General features: G+C 50.3%; 20 protein-coding genes and 2 tRNA genes. 17 read left to right on the top strand and 5 right to left on the bottom strand.

The window, feature by feature from the left end; all coding sequences use genetic code 11:
• Positions 1-94 precede the first annotated feature (94 nt).
• Complete coding sequence (locus AAB391_02290; protein MEK7645123.1) at positions 95-688, top strand: hypothetical protein; 594 nt, start codon at positions 95-97, stop codon at positions 686-688.
• 86 nt (positions 689-774) lie between these two features.
• Complete coding sequence (gene ung, locus AAB391_02285; protein ID MEK7645122.1) at positions 775-1,467, top strand: uracil-DNA glycosylase; 693 nt, start codon at positions 775-777, stop codon at positions 1,465-1,467.
• 122 nt (positions 1,468-1,589) lie between these two features.
• On the opposite strand, the gene AAB391_02280 is transcribed toward ung, so the two are convergent.
• Positions 1,590-2,057, bottom strand: a complete 468-nt coding sequence (locus AAB391_02280; GenBank protein ID MEK7645121.1) for a cupredoxin domain-containing protein — start codon at positions 2,055-2,057, stop codon at positions 1,590-1,592.
• A gap of 80 nt (positions 2,058-2,137) precedes the next feature.
• Here AAB391_02280 and AAB391_02275 point away from each other — a divergent pair, with 80 nt between their 5' ends.
• The 3 genes from AAB391_02275 to AAB391_02265 all read left to right on the top strand — a co-directional run bounded on the left by AAB391_02275 (position 2,138) and on the right by AAB391_02265 (position 4,113).
• Entirely contained in the window at positions 2,138-2,626 is a 489-nt protein-coding gene (locus AAB391_02275; protein MEK7645120.1) for a CPBP family glutamic-type intramembrane protease, read from the top strand.
• 1 nt (position 2,627) lies between these two features.
• Positions 2,628-3,206: a VTT domain-containing protein gene (locus AAB391_02270; GenBank protein MEK7645119.1), complete on the top strand. Its 579-nt coding sequence runs from the start codon at positions 2,628-2,630 to the stop codon at positions 3,204-3,206.
• Positions 3,207-3,276: 70 nt separating this feature from the next.
• On the top strand, positions 3,277-4,113 hold the full coding sequence (locus AAB391_02265; GenBank protein ID MEK7645118.1) for a Bro-N domain-containing protein: 837 nt from the start codon (positions 3,277-3,279) through the stop codon (positions 4,111-4,113).
• Between the two features lie 119 nt (positions 4,114-4,232).
• Here AAB391_02265 and AAB391_02260 read toward each other — a convergent pair whose 3' ends face one another.
• The 4 genes from AAB391_02260 to AAB391_02245 form a co-directional block, all read right to left on the bottom strand.
• Positions 4,233-4,691, bottom strand: a complete 459-nt coding sequence (locus tag AAB391_02260; protein ID MEK7645117.1) for a hypothetical protein — start codon at positions 4,689-4,691, stop codon at positions 4,233-4,235.
• A 65-nt stretch (positions 4,692-4,756) separates the two neighbouring features.
• Positions 4,757-4,843: transfer RNA gene (locus AAB391_02255), tRNA-Ser, on the bottom strand.
• Positions 4,844-5,024: 181 nt separating this feature from the next.
• Positions 5,025-5,112, bottom strand: a tRNA-Ser gene (locus AAB391_02250).
• Positions 5,113-5,183: 71 nt separating this feature from the next.
• Entirely contained in the window at positions 5,184-5,867 is a 684-nt protein-coding gene (locus AAB391_02245) for a phosphoribosyltransferase family protein (protein ID MEK7645116.1), read from the bottom strand.
• Between the two features lie 21 nt (positions 5,868-5,888).
• On the opposite strand from AAB391_02245, the gene pilM reads away from it, so the two are divergent.
• From pilM to AAB391_02185, 12 genes are all read left to right on the top strand, one after another.
• Positions 5,889-6,977, top strand: a complete 1,089-nt coding sequence (gene pilM / locus AAB391_02240; protein MEK7645115.1) for a type IV pilus assembly protein PilM — start codon at positions 5,889-5,891, stop codon at positions 6,975-6,977.
• Between the two features lie 66 nt (positions 6,978-7,043).
• Positions 7,044-7,649, top strand: a complete 606-nt coding sequence (locus AAB391_02235; GenBank protein MEK7645114.1) for a hypothetical protein — start codon at positions 7,044-7,046, stop codon at positions 7,647-7,649.
• 1 nt (position 7,650) lies between these two features.
• A complete protein-coding gene (gene pilO, locus AAB391_02230; GenBank protein MEK7645113.1) occupies positions 7,651-8,442 on the top strand; it encodes a type 4a pilus biogenesis protein PilO in 792 nt (263 codons plus the stop codon).
• A gap of 3 nt (positions 8,443-8,445) precedes the next feature.
• Complete coding sequence (locus AAB391_02225; protein MEK7645112.1) at positions 8,446-10,173, top strand: GspE/PulE family protein; 1,728 nt, start codon at positions 8,446-8,448, stop codon at positions 10,171-10,173.
• A 33-nt stretch (positions 10,174-10,206) separates the two neighbouring features.
• Positions 10,207-10,602, top strand: coding sequence for a response regulator (locus tag AAB391_02220; protein MEK7645111.1), 396 nt, complete (start codon positions 10,207-10,209; stop codon positions 10,600-10,602).
• A gap of 1 nt (position 10,603) precedes the next feature.
• The gene (locus tag AAB391_02215) at positions 10,604-11,671 is read left to right on the top strand and encodes a PilT/PilU family type 4a pilus ATPase (GenBank protein MEK7645110.1); all 1,068 of its coding nucleotides are present in this window, start codon (positions 10,604-10,606) and stop codon (positions 11,669-11,671) included.
• A gap of 12 nt (positions 11,672-11,683) precedes the next feature.
• On the top strand, positions 11,684-12,886 hold the full coding sequence (locus tag AAB391_02210) for a type II secretion system F family protein (protein ID MEK7645109.1): 1,203 nt from the start codon (positions 11,684-11,686) through the stop codon (positions 12,884-12,886).
• A 103-nt stretch (positions 12,887-12,989) separates the two neighbouring features.
• On the top strand, positions 12,990-14,126 hold the full coding sequence (locus tag AAB391_02205; GenBank protein ID MEK7645108.1) for an ATP-binding protein: 1,137 nt from the start codon (positions 12,990-12,992) through the stop codon (positions 14,124-14,126).
• A gap of 202 nt (positions 14,127-14,328) precedes the next feature.
• Complete coding sequence (locus tag AAB391_02200) at positions 14,329-14,757, top strand: type II secretion system protein (protein MEK7645107.1); 429 nt, start codon at positions 14,329-14,331, stop codon at positions 14,755-14,757.
• A 107-nt stretch (positions 14,758-14,864) separates the two neighbouring features.
• On the top strand, positions 14,865-15,335 hold the full coding sequence (locus tag AAB391_02195) for a prepilin-type N-terminal cleavage/methylation domain-containing protein (GenBank protein ID MEK7645106.1): 471 nt from the start codon (positions 14,865-14,867) through the stop codon (positions 15,333-15,335).
• 3 nt (positions 15,336-15,338) lie between these two features.
• On the top strand, positions 15,339-15,806 hold the full coding sequence (locus AAB391_02190; protein ID MEK7645105.1) for a type II secretion system protein: 468 nt from the start codon (positions 15,339-15,341) through the stop codon (positions 15,804-15,806).
• 2 nt (positions 15,807-15,808) lie between these two features.
• On the top strand, positions 15,809-16,342 hold the full coding sequence (locus AAB391_02185) for a type II secretion system protein (protein ID MEK7645104.1): 534 nt from the start codon (positions 15,809-15,811) through the stop codon (positions 16,340-16,342).

Below are 16,342 nucleotides of genomic sequence, written 5' to 3'. Positions count from 1 at the left end.
CCGCTGATTGACTTTTTACCCAAAATATGCTAGGATATGGGCCGTTTCGCTCTGATCTATTTCAGGGCATCTTGCACAAAAGTCAAAACTCCATATGTCAAAAAACCTATCCGCTCACAAGCGGCGCCGTTCCTACACGCACCAGAAGCCGCTGCTCATCGCGCTCACGATCCAGCCGGCCAGCCAAGAACTGCTTGCGATTGACAATACCGCCGTCGCGGTGGTCGCGGCCGAAGTGCTGTGTCCGAAATCACGCCCCGACTCCGCTCTGTTCTATCACTACACGACCAACGACAGCGGCTCGGCTGAGGAGGTGAGCAAGATGCTTTTGGAGTGGCTGTCTCGCCACACGCAAAGCCCCACCTGCGTCGTGGTGGATCTCGGGAAATTCGCACTTGCGAAAGCGCTCTTCCAGATCCACTTCGCTAGCAGTAGTGTCCGGTTCATCGACCTGCCGTCAATGGTCGCTGGTGGCATGCTGAATCTCAAGATGGTCAACGACGCACTCGACACCGCACATCATGCGCTGATCGGAGCCGATGGCACCCATCTCAGCGCCGAAAAGGAAGTCGAATTCATTGTTGCGGAGTTGACCACCCGTTTTCCGGCAATGCTCCCGCTGTCGTTGCGGCCGGATCGCCGTAAACAACTCAACGAACTGCAGCGACGTCAGTCCGCTGCCAACTAATTGCCGGTTTTCAGCAGATTTCGCACGCCGCCCGCGCCTTCACAGGCCGGGCGGCTTTTTCTTTGGTGACACGCTATACTATCCATATGGAAGCATCGGTTGTGCGGATAGAACCTTCGTGGAAGAGGGTGTTGGCAGGCGAATTCGCTAAGCCGTACTTCGAGACGCTTTCGCATTTTGTGCGAGAGGAATATTTGCAAAAAAAGGGCGCAATTTTTCCGCCACCGAAAGATGTGTTCCGCGCTTTCGACCTGTGTCCGTTCGGCCAAGTGAAGGTCGTGATCCTCGGACAGGATCCGTACCATGGTGCGGGGCAGGCGAATGGCTTGTGTTTTGCTGTGCACAAAGGGGTGGTGGTGCCGCCATCGTTGAAAAATGTATACAAGGAGATCCTGGCCGATCTTGGTGCTGCCACCGCGCCGGAGCTGGGTGCCTGCGGTGATATTTCTCGTTGGGCGAAGCAGGGCGTGCTATTGCTCAACGCGACACTCACTGTCCGTGCCAACACTCCTGGTTCGCATCAGGGAAAAGGTTGGGAAGAATTCACTGATGCTGCGGTGGCGGCGCTATCGCGCGAACGCGAAGGTCTGGTGTTTATGTTGTGGGGCAACTATGCCAAGAAAAAGGGTGCGGTAATCGACCGTTCGAAACATTTAGTACTCGAAGCGGCACATCCGTCGCCATTTTCCGCGTACGATGGCTTCTTCGGTTGCAAGCACTTCAGCAAAGCTAATGTGTACTTGAAGTCAAGAGGCTTGAAGGAGATTGATTGGCGCTAGAGTGGACAAAAGGAAAACCGCTTGCCGGCGAAGACCTCGCGCAGCCGTGTCGACGGCGAGCGGAGCCGAAATTTCAGAAGAAATTTACGGCGTGTCTGAGACGGAAGCGGTTTTCCTTTTGTTTATTTAGTGACGACAATCAACCCCTTTGCTGAAGGATTGTTCTTGTTGAAATACTGGTAGGTACCTGGGGTCACAAAAGTGAAGTTGTATACGCCGCCCTTGCCGACAGTGCGCTCCTGATTGAAAGACGGATATTCGCTGTGGTAAGTGTCCGGACCCGACATCACCCACATCGAGAGGGTACTATTGTTGACAAACTTTACCGACTCGCCAGCTTTAATATTGAGGGTCATCGGACTAAAAGCTCCGCCTGCATATGAGACCGTGTTCTTCGCGACTGGGACTGCGGCCTTCGCAGCCGGTTTCGAAGTCGGTGTCGCAGGAGCGGATTCAGTCGGTGGAGTGTAGGCAGATTGAGACTGTTGCTGAGTGTTCTGCTGGGTCGGTGCCTGCGCGTCATTGAAATAAAAGAAGAGGCCGACCACGACGATGACTGCGACAAGTGCGATCGATTGGTTTTTGTCCATATTGTTTATCTAGTGAGTATGGGTTTAAGTATACTCCTGGCCGATTTGTCGCGCGAGGGATATACTATACTCCTCAGACCATGTTCGTCATTATTGTAGAAATTCTCCTTTCGGCAATCAGTCTCTATCTGATAGGGAAGAATGTCTTTCACTATTTTCATTTCACCAAAAAAGCATTCTTGCTCACAATGCTTTTTTCCGTACTGTATTTTGCGGTGATTTATTTGCTGAAGGATACCTATTTGGGCCACGAAGCTTTCGGGCGGTTTATCCAAGGAAGTATCGCCCGCCCATCCATGTTGACACTCGCTCTGTACCCGATCATCATCGCTTTTTCTGAAGAACTATTCTTCCGCCTTTGTCTGAGCGAGAAAACCAACATGTGCTTGGCCGCGCTCGTCTTCACTGCGATGCATTGGCGGCCGGGTGGTTTTCCATTTCTCATGTTCCCGATATTGTTTGTTTTCGCACTTGCACAGTGGTTCCTGTTAAAAGAGTCGAAGAGTCTCTGGCCGCTGGTCATCAGTCATCTGGTTGCGACCTATGCGCTTTTAATGATCTATGCATAATATGAATCAAAAAAAGCATGTTTATGTACACGTGCTAAGAAATCTGCTCTTCTCGGTCTGGTCGGCTGCGTTGATTACCATTCTCTACACCTATTTTTTCCAGCCGGACTTCTTTCAGCACCATTTGGCGACGGTGCTTGCCGCTGGAGCTGTGAGCTATCTGAGCTACTTTACCCTCTGTTGCCTGCGTGGCTTCACATTGATCCCGGCCACCTACCTCACCATCGCTGGCATGCTCTTTTTTCCACCGCTCCCTCTTTTTATTCTCACTCTGTTGGGTATCTTATTTTCTGCGCTGTGCATCTATCATTTTTCGGACTCGTTTCATCTGTACACGTTTTTCGAACAGCGGCACAAAAAAGGTATCCAGAGGATCAAGCAGGCGGTAGACAAAAACGAATTGTTTATCGTCATCTTGTGGAATATATTGGCGATTGTTCCTGCTGACCTTATCTCCTATGTGTGCGGAATATTGAAGACGGACAGGGATCGATTTATATTGGGAACTTTGATCGGCCAAGGTGCCTACTCGGCTGTGCTGATATTTTTGCCGTCGTATGTGATGAAGTTGTTTGCGTAGTGAGTGGGGCGGAAAGTTGCCGAATGTGGCATAGTGAGTGGACGGCAGAGAATTTTGATATAATTTAGGAGTGGAGTCGACAAAAATATCACTATTCGAAGGGAAAAAGGTACGAAGGGTCATTCATGGCGATGAGTGGTGGTTTTCTGTTGTCGATGTGGTGGAGGCTTTGACTGATTCGAGTAACCCGCGTGTCTATTGGGCCGTTATGAAGGAGCGGCTCGAGAAAGATGAGAAAATTCAGTTGTTTACATTTTGTAAACAACTGAAACTGGAGTCTTCTGATGGTAAAAAATATGAGACTGATTGTGCGAACACAGAAGGCGTGTTTCGCTTGGTTCAATCCATTCCCTCGCCCAAGGCTGAGCCGTTTAAGCGCTGGTTGGCGCGTGTTGGGTACGAGCGAATTCAGGAGATTGAAAATCCTGAATTGGCACAAGATAGAATGAAAATTTTGTATGAAAAGAAAGGATATCCAAAAGGGTGGATCGATAAACGCATCCGGGGAATAGCGATTCGTCAGAATCTGACCGATGAATGGAAAGATCGAGGTGTTTCTAGTGAAAGGGATTTCGCTATTCTGACTGCGGAAATATCTACGGCGACATTTGGTATGACGCCGGCCGAATATAGGGATTTCAAACGGCTGGGGAAGGAAAATTTGCGCGATCACATGACGGACATGGAGCTCATCTTCACGATGCTTGGCGAGCGGGTGACAACTGAGATCTCTGAGATTGAGAAGCCGGAAACGTTTGATAAAAATCGGCATGTGGCTAGGCGCGGCGGTAGGGTTGCGGGGAATGCGCGGAAGCAAACAGAAAAAGAGATCGGAAAGAGTGTTGTCTCGAAGCAGAATTTTTGGGGGAAGGGTAGTGGGAAAGATCCGGGACGACTTGGTTGCTAGTTTTTAGAGCGGGCCACTCGGGTCTAGTACCAAGACATCGAGACACCATAATGGCCGTTTAGGATAATCTCAGAGGTTAAGCCGATGCTTGTGGGTCGGGTAGATATTTTAAATATGCACTATCCCAGCTCAGAATTGTTAAGCGAACTTTCAATCATGGCAATCATCCCTTTTTCTTGCTCTGAATCTTTTTCCTCTGATAAAACCGTATAAGTCACGGCGGCAATTATTTTTTCATCGCCAGTCGGGTTGATTAATTTCCAAGTGACGAGAGTAATATTTATACCACTCTCAGTGGTATCGCTATAAGTAGGCTTGGTTAAGAGATACCCTTTGAGCGTAGTCGTGCAAGACTGGTTACCAGTTAGAGATTTTATATTTTCTTCCGAAGTCTTATCTTTTGGAGGAACAGCTTTCATCACATGAAGTCGCAATGTGCTTTGGGATTTTAAATCAAAGCAAGCTTCCAGATCTCCTTTTTCGAGTTCATATTTCCAATTTGCGGGAAGTGGAATAACCAAATTTTTATATTGATGTTCGACTAGTTCAACTTGTTGTTTTTTGAATAGATTAAACATGCTTTAATTTTAGCTTAAAATGACCTTTTTGGGCACTCGGGTCTCCCGATACATTTTTCTTACTGCGGAAAGAGTGGGATTCGAACCCACGGTCCGTGTAACGGGACGACGGTTTAGTAAACCGTTGATTTAAACCACTCATCCATCTTTCCGTTTCTATGATTCGGTCCCTCACCTTCATCGAAACGATTCGGTCCCTACGGGACCTGTACAGCTTTCGCGTCGTGCTCGCTTCGCTCCGCGCGACAGGCTCAAGCTTTTCGAATCCCCCACGAAAAGTCCGAAGGGACTTTTCTCCCTTCCTTACTCAAAATCGCAAGCGATTTTTCGGTGCGGAAGGGGGGGGATTCGAACCCCCGAGGGTTGTTTAGACCCTGCCTCTTTAGCAAAGAGGTACATTCGACCGCTCTGACACCCCTCCGTGGATACTCGGCGATGATAGCATATTTTTCGGCATTTGCGCCAGTCTTTCAGTTTGTCTGGCGGAGGGATTTAGTGTGCTAGAGCAAGGCCCAGTACCTCTTTGGCACCAGCTTTCAAAAGTACCTCACGAGCCCGTCGAAGGGTGCTACCGGTAGTCATAACGTCGTCGACAATAACAACATTTTTGCCAACCACCCTTTGCGGATCCGTGACTTCGAAGCAATCATCCAAATTCTTCAAACGCTCCGCTCTCGAGAGTTTCGTCTGTGGAACAGTGTGGTGTTTACGGTGCAAAAGATCCAACTCGATGTTCCAGCGATTGCCGGCAGGTAGCTGCTCAAGAATCAATTCGATCTGGTTGTATCCGCGCTCGCGTCGCCGCTTTTCTGAGAGAGGAATTGGTATAACAAGAGAATCCCCAGCATACTTTGCCAATTCTTGGACTAGTAGCTCACCAAAAATGCTCGCTATTTTGGCACTCTTCCGATATTTCAGTTCCCACACTGCTGTTCGGACATACCGGTCGCGATAGGTGAGGATCGCACGACACCACTCCGCACATTCGGGTGGGTAGTGACCGTGAAAAAGGCGGTCTACCCCGTGCCCACCGCTGCCGTTGGCAAATTCTACAGCGGACATCTTCTCGAGCTCCTGCACCATCAAATTCTTTGGGAACAAGAGGTCGAGGAAAGTGTCTAAAAGCCGGTATGATTTTATCTGCACCCGCACGAGCCATTTCGCAAAACGTTTCATGGTACAATTATATCGCTTTCCATGGACAATCCGTTTAAAAAACTTGCCGGTCTCTTCAAAAAAGGGGAATCGAGCGTCATTGGCGTGGATATTGGACCGTCGTCGATCAAAGTGGTGCAGCTGAAAAAGCAGAATGGCAAAGCGGTGCTCGAAACATACGGCGCACTTGCACTCGGACCGTATGCAGGGATTGAAGTTGGTCGTGCGACCCGCTTGCCGCCGCAGAAGCTCGCCGAAGCGCTGCTAGACCTATTGCGTGAGGCGAGCGTCACTACGAAGAATGCTGGCCTCTCCATTCCCATGTCTTCGAGCTTGGTAAACGTCATCCAGGTCCCGGAGGTGGATCAAAAGCAGCTCGCTCAGATGATTCCGATCGAGGCGCGAAAGTATATCCCCATCTCGATCAGTGAAGTCTCGCTCGATTGGTGGGTGATCCCGAAGGACGAGACGCAGGAAAAAGACGGGAAACTCGACGTACTTTTGGTGGTGATTCATAATGACGCTTTGCAGCAAGCACGCGATGTCATAAAACTCTCGGCTCTCGATACCTCGTTTTTTGAAATCGAGATCTTCAGCACCATCCGTGCGGTGCTTGAGCATGAACCCGATCCGGCCATGATCGTAGACCTCGGTGCGGGATCGACCAAGCTATATATTGTTGACCGAGGCATTCTCCGTGTGTCACACATCGTCACTCGCGGTTCTCAGGATTTCACCATAGCACTTTCACAATCCCTAGGCATCACCATCGAGGAGGCGGAGGTGATGAAGCGCGAGAAGGGCCTGCTTGCAGGAGCTGAAAATAGCGAATTGGCTGGCGTGATGACCTCGAGTATTAACATGATCTTCTCTGAGGCCAATCGCGTGCTCCTCAACTACCAGAAGAAATTCCATAAAAATGTCGCCAAAGTGGTGCTCACTGGCGGCGGTGCGATGTTGAAAGGCTTTGCCGAGCTCGCGCAGAAGGAACTCCAGACCTCCGTGGTCTCCGCAGACCCATTCACCAAGATCCAATCACCCGCTTTCCTTGAGAAGGTGTTGAAAGACGCTGGGCCCGAATTCGCTGTGGCTGTTGGCCTCGCTTTGCGAAAGCTGCAGGAGTTCGACTAATCGTTCGTTTCGGATATACACAGTGTGCGGCAAGCGCTGGGCCGTATTTCGTACTATAATAGGGCAATGGATCCGAAGATGCAGTCCTCCTTCATTCCCAAAACGCCGATTGCGACCGACCGCGGGGTGCATTCCTCGAATACGGTCAACCTCTTTTTCCTCATTTCTGTACTGGTGCTCATTGTCACTCTCGCCATCGGCGGTTTCCTCTTTTTCTACAACGCCAATCAGCAGAAGCAGATCGATACTATTACCGCCAGCCTGATCGCTTCGGAAAAGAAGGATTTTTCCGACACCGATGTCAATGCTTGGAGCGCCCTCGACAAACGCACTCAGGCCGCGAGCGAGGTGTTGCAGCGCCACTATGCGGTTTCAAGCTTGTTCCGCCTTTTGCAAGAGCTCACCGTAAAAAATATCCGGTTCACTCGTTTTGACTTCTCGCTCAAAGATGACGGTGTAGAAAAGACTAGTCTCGACCTTTCGCTTTCCGGCGAGGGTCGCAGCTACAACGCGGTGTCATACCAATCGGATGTCATGAAGTCTTCCGAGAGTCTAGATAATGCACTGTTTTCCGATATTCGCCTGGACGAAAAGGGAAATATTCTTTTCTCAATGAAGGCTTCTGTCGATCCTGCCCTCACTTCTTACAAAAACCTTTTTCTTGCACAATAACATGTCACCAAACATCACGGCTCTCATATTGTTGATCGCCTCTGCCGGAGCGGTGTTTGGCCTGATTAACCCACAATACGCAAAATATCAGGTGCTTTCCGAAAGCAAGGCGCAGTACCAGACCGCAGCCGATCAGGCAAAGAAAGTGCGAGAAGTGCGAGAGAAGCTTATTTCGAGTGCGAGTAATATTTCCAGCTTGGAGAAGGATCGCTTGACCCGCATGCTGCCCGACACGGTAGACACAGTCCGATTGACCACAGATATTACCAGTATCGCCTCAAAATACGGTATCTTGATCAAGAGAATTGACGCCAAGCCAGAAGACAAAAAGGCTAATTCACCACTGCTCGCTGCCTCGCCCTTCGCTACCGCTCAGAAGGTTCAGAATTTCAGCGCTCTACCGATCTCCTTCATCCTTACTACCAGCTATGAGAGCTTTAGTCGTTTTCTTGTCGACCTCGAGAAGAGTCTCCGCATCATTGACGTAGTTTCCATTTCCGTGACACCGAATGCTGTCGGTCAGTATGATTTTTCTGTAGCTGCGCGGACGTATGCCTTTGTCTCGGATACCGCGCTGACACCAGCGAATCAATCTACGGGCCGTACTTCGGCGAAGGTGGGTAAAGAGGATCCGAAGGCGAAAGTCGTGGAGATGCTCAGTCGACTTTCTTCGCTCAAGCTCGAGCGGGCCTTCTTCGACAGTCCTCTGTTCAAAACACTTCAGGATTTCGGTGTTGAGGTGGTCGTGGAGCCAAAAGGTCGACCAAATCCATTTGCGCCGATCGGTCAATAGCCTATGGACATTATCGACCTCTTGGTACAAAGAAAAATCGTACATCCTGACGATGCTCAGGCTGTTCGTAGTGAGGTAAAAAAAGTGGGGAACATCAATGATGTCCTGCGCCGTCGCGGCATTGATCCAGAAGAAATCTTGAAAAGCAAGGCGGAGTATTTCAATGTGCCGACCAAGACGCTCGGCAAAAACAAAGTGCCGTTTGAGGTGCTCAAATACATTCCCGAGGAATCCGCCACCTATTATCAGTTTGTTCCAGTCGGCCTCACCGACGGTGTGCTTGAAGTGGGTATGCTCAACCCCGACAACATCGAGGCTCGAGACGCTCTCAACTTTATTTCCACCAAAGCCAATCTCCCATACAAGATTTTCCTCATCTCTCAGGAGGATTTTGATGCAATTTTGCAATCGTACAAAGGGATTGGTGGCGAGGTGGGGAAGGCGCTCACTGAATTGGGAACCGAGGACAATGGTTCGGCAAGTAGCTTGAGTTTGAACAGCGAAGAAGGTGCGCTCGGCGGCGGCGCCTTCGATGGTGATACACATATAAAAGAAGATGCACCGGTGACAAAAATCGTCACCACGATTCTGCATTACGCCACCGAGGGGAATGCCTCCGATATTCATATCGAGGCGATGGAGGATGCGGTGCGCGTGCGTTTCCGTGTGGACGGTTCGCTCGTGACCAGTCTCACTTTGCCTGGCAAGGTGCATTCCGCACTCGTAGCTCGCATCAAGATCCTCTGCAACATGAAGATCGACGAAAAACGCAAGCCGCAGGACGGTCGCTTCAGCCAGATGATCGACGGCAAGAAGATTGACTACCGTGTTTCCACTTTTCCCGCATATTACGGCGAAAAGGTGGTGATGCGAATCCTCGACTCGGCCAAAGGGGTGCGTCCGCTCGACCAGATGGGTCTCAGTGAACGCAACCTCAAGACGATCCGTGAAGCGATTGAGCGCCCGTATGGTTTGATTCTCATTTCCGGTCCGACCGGTTCCGGAAAGTCGACCACTCTGTATTCGATGCTCAACTCGCTCGACAAGGAGACACGCAATGTACTCTCACTTGAAGATCCGGTGGAGTACAACATCCCTGGCATGAGCCAGTCGCAGGTCCGTCCAGAAATTGGCTACACCTTTGCGACTGGTCTGCGCACCACGTTGCGACAAGACCCAGACATTATCATGGTGGGAGAAATTCGCGACAAAGAGACGGCCCAATTGGCTGTGCAGGCGGCACTTACAGGGCACTTGGTATTGTCCACCATTCACACCAACAATGCAGCTGGCGTGATCCCGCGCCTCATCGACATGGGTGTCGACCCATTCCTCATCGGCCCGACCTTGATCTGCGCGATCGCGCAACGCTTGGTCCGTACCCTTTGCGAGGGCGGTGGCAAGGAAGTGCCGGTGGAGGGCCATATTAAAGACCTCATCGATGGCGAATTCAAAGATCTGCCAGCCGAATTTCAAAAGGAGATTCCGAAAGGCAAGATGGTGTACGAAGCCATGGTCACCGACGATTGCCCTAAAGGCACATTGGGTCGCGCGGCGGTGATGGAGGTGCTCACGATCGACAAAGACATCGAAAAAGTCATCCTCAACAGCCCGACCGAATTGGCCCTGATGAAAGTGGCCCGCGCCAAGGGGATGCTCACGATGAAAGAGGATGCTATTATTAAGGCATTCGAGCGGAAGATCCCTTTTGAGGAAGTCACGAGTTTGTAGCAGCGATGACGGCCGTTTGTAAATAACACCAATATGGAAAACACCAACAAAAAGAAAATCCTCATCGTAGACGACGACAAGTTCCTCGTGAACATGTATTCGATCAAATTCAAGGCTGCTGGCTTTGATGTCTGTTCAGCTTTCGATGGGCAAGAAACACTCAATAAATTAAAAGATGGTCTGGTGCCCGACGTGGTGATGCTCGATATGATCATGCCGTCAATGGATGGTGTGGAGATCCTCGCGCGCATCCGCAAGGAGAATCTCGTACCGAAGGCTAAGGTGGTTATTTTGTCGAACCAAAACCAGCCGTCGGATATCGAGCGGGCGAAGGCGCTGGGTATCAGTGGCTACATCGTGAAAGCCACCACCATCCCGTCGGAAGTGGTGTCCGAGATCCAGCAGATCTTAAAGGAGTCGTTGCAATAAGATGCAAAACCAATATCAAGCACAACTCGAATCGCTGCTCGCCACGGTCCTCGCCGAAAGCGCATCTGACCTACATTTGTCGGAGGGTCGCAATCCGGTGATTCGTATCGCCGGCCAACTGCTCCCGATGGTGAAAGCGGAGTCACTCACCCCCGAGATGATCAGCGGTTTTGCCTCGGTGTTCATGACCCCGGAACGCAAGCAGCTTTTCCTGGCCAATCACGAAGTGGATTTTGCCTACGACTTTCAAGGTAAGGCGCGCTTCCGCGTGAACGGCTTTTTTCAGCAGGGGAAGATGGGATTCGCGTTGCGCTTGATCCCAAATCAGATCCGCTCTATTGAAGAGCTTGGTTTGCCGCCGATTTTGAATACCTTTACCGAAAAGCCGCAAGGCTTCTTTCTGGTGGTAGGTCCGGTCGGGCAGGGCAAATCGACGACGTTGGCAGGCATGATCGAATACATCAATCGCCAGCGCGCGGCGCACATTCTGACGATCGAGGATCCGATCGAGTATATCTATGAAGCGAAGCGCTCGATTATTAATCAGCGGGAGGTTGGGGTGGATACCAAGACATTTGCCGGCGCGCTGGCAGCGATGTTTCGCGAGGACATCAATGTTGCGCTCGTAGGGGAAATGCGCGATGCTGATACGATCTCTACGGCCGTGACCGCCGCGGAGACTGGACACTTGGTGTTGTCGACTTTGCATACCAACAACGCTGCACAGACGATCAACCGCATCATCGATAGCTTCCCGGCGAGCCAGCAGGATCAGATCCGCTCGCAGCTCGCCGCTAGCCTCACCGGTATCTTTTCGCAGCGCCTCATTCCTCGAGTGTCTGGCGGCTTGGTGCCGGCATACGAACTGCTCATCAACAATACCGCCGTCGGCAATCTCATCCGCGAGAAGCGTGTGCATGAGATCAACACTGTACTCGAGACCAGCTCCGAACAGGGGATGATCAGCATGGATCGTTCTCTCGCTGAGCTGGTGCGGGCAGGCGAAATCACGGTGGAGAACGCGTATTTGCATTCGACCAACACGAAGATCTTGGAGCGCCTTTTGTAATACGTTGCAGCTATGATATTCAACTACACCACAATCGACGCGGCAGGCACCAAAGCACAAGGCACTATTGATGCCGTGAGTGTGGATGTGGCGATCAGCTCGCTGCAGCGCCGCGGACTCACTATTGTCACGATCAAGGGAGAGCAGAAGGAGTCGGCTCTCGAAAAGCTGACATTCTTTGGCCGTGTCACCAACAAAGACGTGGTGATCCTGTCGCGCCAGATGTCGACGTTGTTTTCCGCGCAGATCTCGGCGCTCCGCGTATTTCGTCTGTTGGGTTCCGAGACGGAAAAGCCTCAGCTACGAGCCGTGCTCAACAGTGTCGCAGATGATCTTCAAGGAGGTACACAGATCTCCAAGGCGCTCTCGAAGCATCCCGAGGTCTTTTCAGATTTTTATGTCAACATGGTGCGTTCCGGTGAAGAGTCTGGCAAGCTCGACCAGATTCTGCTCTATCTCGCGGACTACCTCGACCGTTCGTTCGAAGTGACCTCAAAGGCGAAGAACGCGCTCATCTATCCAGCATTCGTGATCGCCACCTTCGTGGTGGTGATGACCCTGATGCTCACGATGGTGATCCCGAATATCAGCTCGATTTTGAAGGATTCTGGGCAGGAGGTACCGATCTACACCAAAATTGTGCTGGGCATCAGCGATATTGCGGTGAATTATGGCCTGTACGCTTTCATCATCCTCGTGGTCGGCGGCTTTTTCTTCTATCGTTTCGCTCGAACGGCTGACGGTGGCATGACGCTCAATCGCTTCCAGCTCTCGGTGCCGTATATCGGCACGTTGTACAAAAAGCTGTATCTTTCGCGCATTTCCGACAACCTCAATACGATGCTTCTGTCCGCGATTCCGATTGTAAAGTCGCTGGAAGTCACCGGCTCGGTGGTGGGTAGTGCGGTGTACCAGCAAGTGCTTGGGAAGATCCTCGAAGAGGTGAAGACCGGCAGCTCTTTGGCTGAAGCCTTTGGCCGCTACCCGGAGATCCCGACGATCATGGTGCAAATGGTGAAGGTGGGCGAGGAGACCGGTGAATTGGGCAATATTTTGCAGAATCTCTCGAAGTTTTACACTCGCGAGGTGACGAATGCCGTAGATACCTTGGTGGGCCTGATCGAGCCAGCGATGATTGTTACGCTGGGTGTGGGCGTGGCAGTGTTGCTCGCTTCGGTGCTAATTCCGATCTACAACATCTCGGCAGGGGCTTAGAGATGCCTAGAAACAGCTGTTTTTAGCCATTTTTTGATAATTATCCACAAATAAGGCTATTTTTGTTGACAATACTCCACAAATACACTAGTATTTAGAGACTATGTACAAAAGAACGCTTCTAGAAAATATCGTAAAAAGCCAAAGGGAGGGCTTCGTTACTTTGATCTACGGCGCTCGTCGAGTGGGGAAAACGATCCTGCTCCAACAGATCCGTGAGACATTTCGGAAAGAAGACGGAGAGGCAAAGATCCTCCATTTCAATGGTGATACCGAGGAGTCCGTGAAGGCCCTTTCGACCAACTCGGAAGTGGCGCTTACTCAGCTTGTGAAGAATCACGATGTGATTTTCGTCGATGAGGCGCAACGTATCCCGGGGGTCACGTTGGCTCTGAAGATTGTCACTGATCTGTTTCCCCAAAAGAGGATCTTTGTGACAGGCTCTTCATCTCTCCAGCTTTCCAGCGGGGCGAAGGAACATCTTACGGGACGAAACAATGCTTTTTCCCTGTACCCATTGAGTACGCGAGAACTTGCGCAGGACTTGTCTGAGTACAAGATCTCCGGACTGCTCGATAATCAGCTTTTGTACGGTGGATATCCATATGTGTATGCCCTCGCGACTCACGACGAGAAAAAAAGATACCTCACCCAGATTGTTGAGGACTATCTTTTCAAGGATGTGCTCATGCTCGAAAGGTTGGACTACCCAGATGTATTTCGGAAAGTTGCAACGCTCATTGCGTTTCAGATCGGCAAGGAGGTGTCGTTGAATGAGATCGCCAACTCACTCAATGTGAGCGTAAAGACGGTGGCCCGCTATCTGGATCTGTTGGAAAAGAGCTTTGTGATCTTTCATTTGGATGCTTTTTCTCGCAATCCACGGAAAGAGATCACGCAGAGCAAGAAATACTACTTCTACGATCTAGGAATACGAAATGCCCTCATTGAGCAATTTCAGCCGGCAGCAGAGCGGCCTGATATCGGCCAATTGTGGGAGAATTTCGTGGTGGTGGAGCGGATGAAAGCGAGTGAGTACAAGGGAGAGATCGTACAAAGGTTCTTCTGGAGGAGCCGAGGCGGTACGGAGATCGACCTGATTGAAGTGGTGGATGGCCGCATAGAGGCTTTTGAGTGCAAATGGAGCAAGGGAGGTGGAAAGACACCATCACAATTTGTAGCGACTTATGGCAAAGAAGTGCAGGTGGTGAATAGGGAGAACTATCCCAACTTCATATAAGCTGGCTGTGGATAACAAAAGACCCGCGCCGTACGGCGCGGGTCTTTTGTTATCCACAGCCCCATTTCCATGGCCAATCAACAGGAGTATAATAAAGGGCAAGGTTTGTATACGACCTTCAGCAACGAAGGCGGTCGAGGGGAAAACCGAAAATATTCATTCAATTACATTATTACACATTAGAAATTAATCGATTTATAATATGAAGAATTCACGAGGTTTTACACTCATCGAATTGTTGGTGGTCATCGCAATCATCGGTATCTTGTCTTCAGTCGTATTGGCGAGCTTGAACAGTGCTCGAAGCAAGGGTGCGGACGCAAATATCAAGTCAAACTTGAATAATCTTCGAACCCAGGCCGCTCTCTACTACGATACAAACAACCACTATGGTATGTCGTCTGGATCTACTACAGACACCACTGCTTGTGCAACTGGTCTCTTTGCTGATCCTACTGTCGGTCAGATGATTGCATCTATCAAGTCTACTGGCGTTGCCTTGAGCTGTGTAAGTGGACAGTACGGATATGTGGTGTCTGCGGCTCTCAAGAGTAGTGGCAACTGGTGTGTTGACTACACAGGTAGCGCAACGAGTACTACCGCCAATCTTACAAACGGAAAGTGTAACTAATTCGGTTTTTGCCGATTTACAAAAAATCCCCACGAGGGGATTTTTTGCTATGGTTTTATTAAACCAAGGGTGTATAATGTCTTCATATCACATTAGTATTTTTTTAGATGAAACATATAATAAATAAGAACGGTTTTACCTTGATGGAATTGATGGTCGTGATCGCAATAATAGGCCTACTTGTCAGTGTTGTGACGGTGAGTATTCGTTCGAGTAGGACGAAAGGTAATGATACTGGGGTAAAGCGAGGTCTTTCCGAGTTGCAGAAACAAGCAGAGATCTTTTTCTACGCAAATGACAATTCATACTTAGGCATTTGTACGGACGATAAAATAAGTGTTCAGTTGTCTAATACCGCACGAGTCAATAAAATTTCCGCGATCCAGAATAATGGAACAAATGGTAGTTGGGATAAGGCGACTTGTCACGATAGTGTAAAAGAATGGGCTGTCGAAGTTCCGCTGGCTGAATCTTCCGATTCGACTCCGATGATGTGGTGTGTCGACGGAATTGGCCGATCTGCTAAAACGACCACCTTGCTGGATATTGCGGCCACAACATGTACTGTCACTGAATAATCCATGAATCATCAAAGAAAAGGCTTCACCCTCGTCGAGCTCCTCGTTGTCATTGCAATCATCGGTATCTTGTCTTCAGTCGTATTGGCGAGCTTGAACAGTGCTCGAGCAAAGGCCCGAGATGCTCGACGTATCGCTGAGGTTGCTCAGATGGTGAAGGGAATTCAGGTCATTGATATTGACCCCGCTCCGGTTCTTGCCGGCTGCACAGGTGCATATGCTGATGCATCAACCTGTACCACGCCAAACTTCTCTCTGTATCATGATGTGTCGGGCGCAACCACTCCATGTGCCGGCGCAAGCGCTGCAAGCTGTCAGTATTCGATCTCAAAGGAAGATGGCACTGCAGGTGCAACCGCTCAGAACTTTCAGGTCTGCAGCTACTTGGAGAATGGTGCCGGCACTTTGTCTGCAGGCCCATTCAGCGCTCGAAGCAATTCCGGCGGTGGCGTGGTGGCTGGTTGCAACTAATCATGAATTCTATTCAACATAAAAATCAGCAGAAAAGCGTAGGACAGAAAGCCTTCACCCTCATCGAATTGTTGGTGGTCATTGCAATCATCGGCATTCTGTCTTCGGTAGTACTTGCCAGCTTGAATACGGCCCGTGCAAAGGGAAGAGATGCACGACGTGTCTCTGATATCAAGCAGATCCAATTGGCACTCGAACTCTATGCGGACCAGAATTTGGGGAGGTACCCGACCACGCTCTGCACTGGCACTGGCTGTGTTGCGCCGACCTATATTTCGACTTTACCAACAGATCCAAGTGCTGGGGCGAGCTACGCCTATGCTGCACTTGGTGCTACTAGTTGCACAGGCTATCATCTTGGTGCGATCCTGGAGCAGAATAATCCGACCTTGACCGGTGATGCCGATGGTGTTTCTACCACCGGTGTTTGTCCTAGCGGCGGCACCAACTTTGCTGGCCTCTCCTCAGCGTGTACTACCGCCTCGGCCGTCGCTGACAATGCAAACGATCGCTGCTTCGACGTCGTAAATCAATAA

Source organism: Patescibacteria group bacterium (assembly GCA_038065315.1).
Classification (GTDB): Bacteria; Patescibacteriota; Minisyncoccia; order Phycocordibacterales; family JBBTRF01; genus JBBTRF01.
The sequence above is the reverse complement of the archived record's forward strand: the minus strand, read 5'-3'. Positions and strand labels throughout refer to the sequence as shown.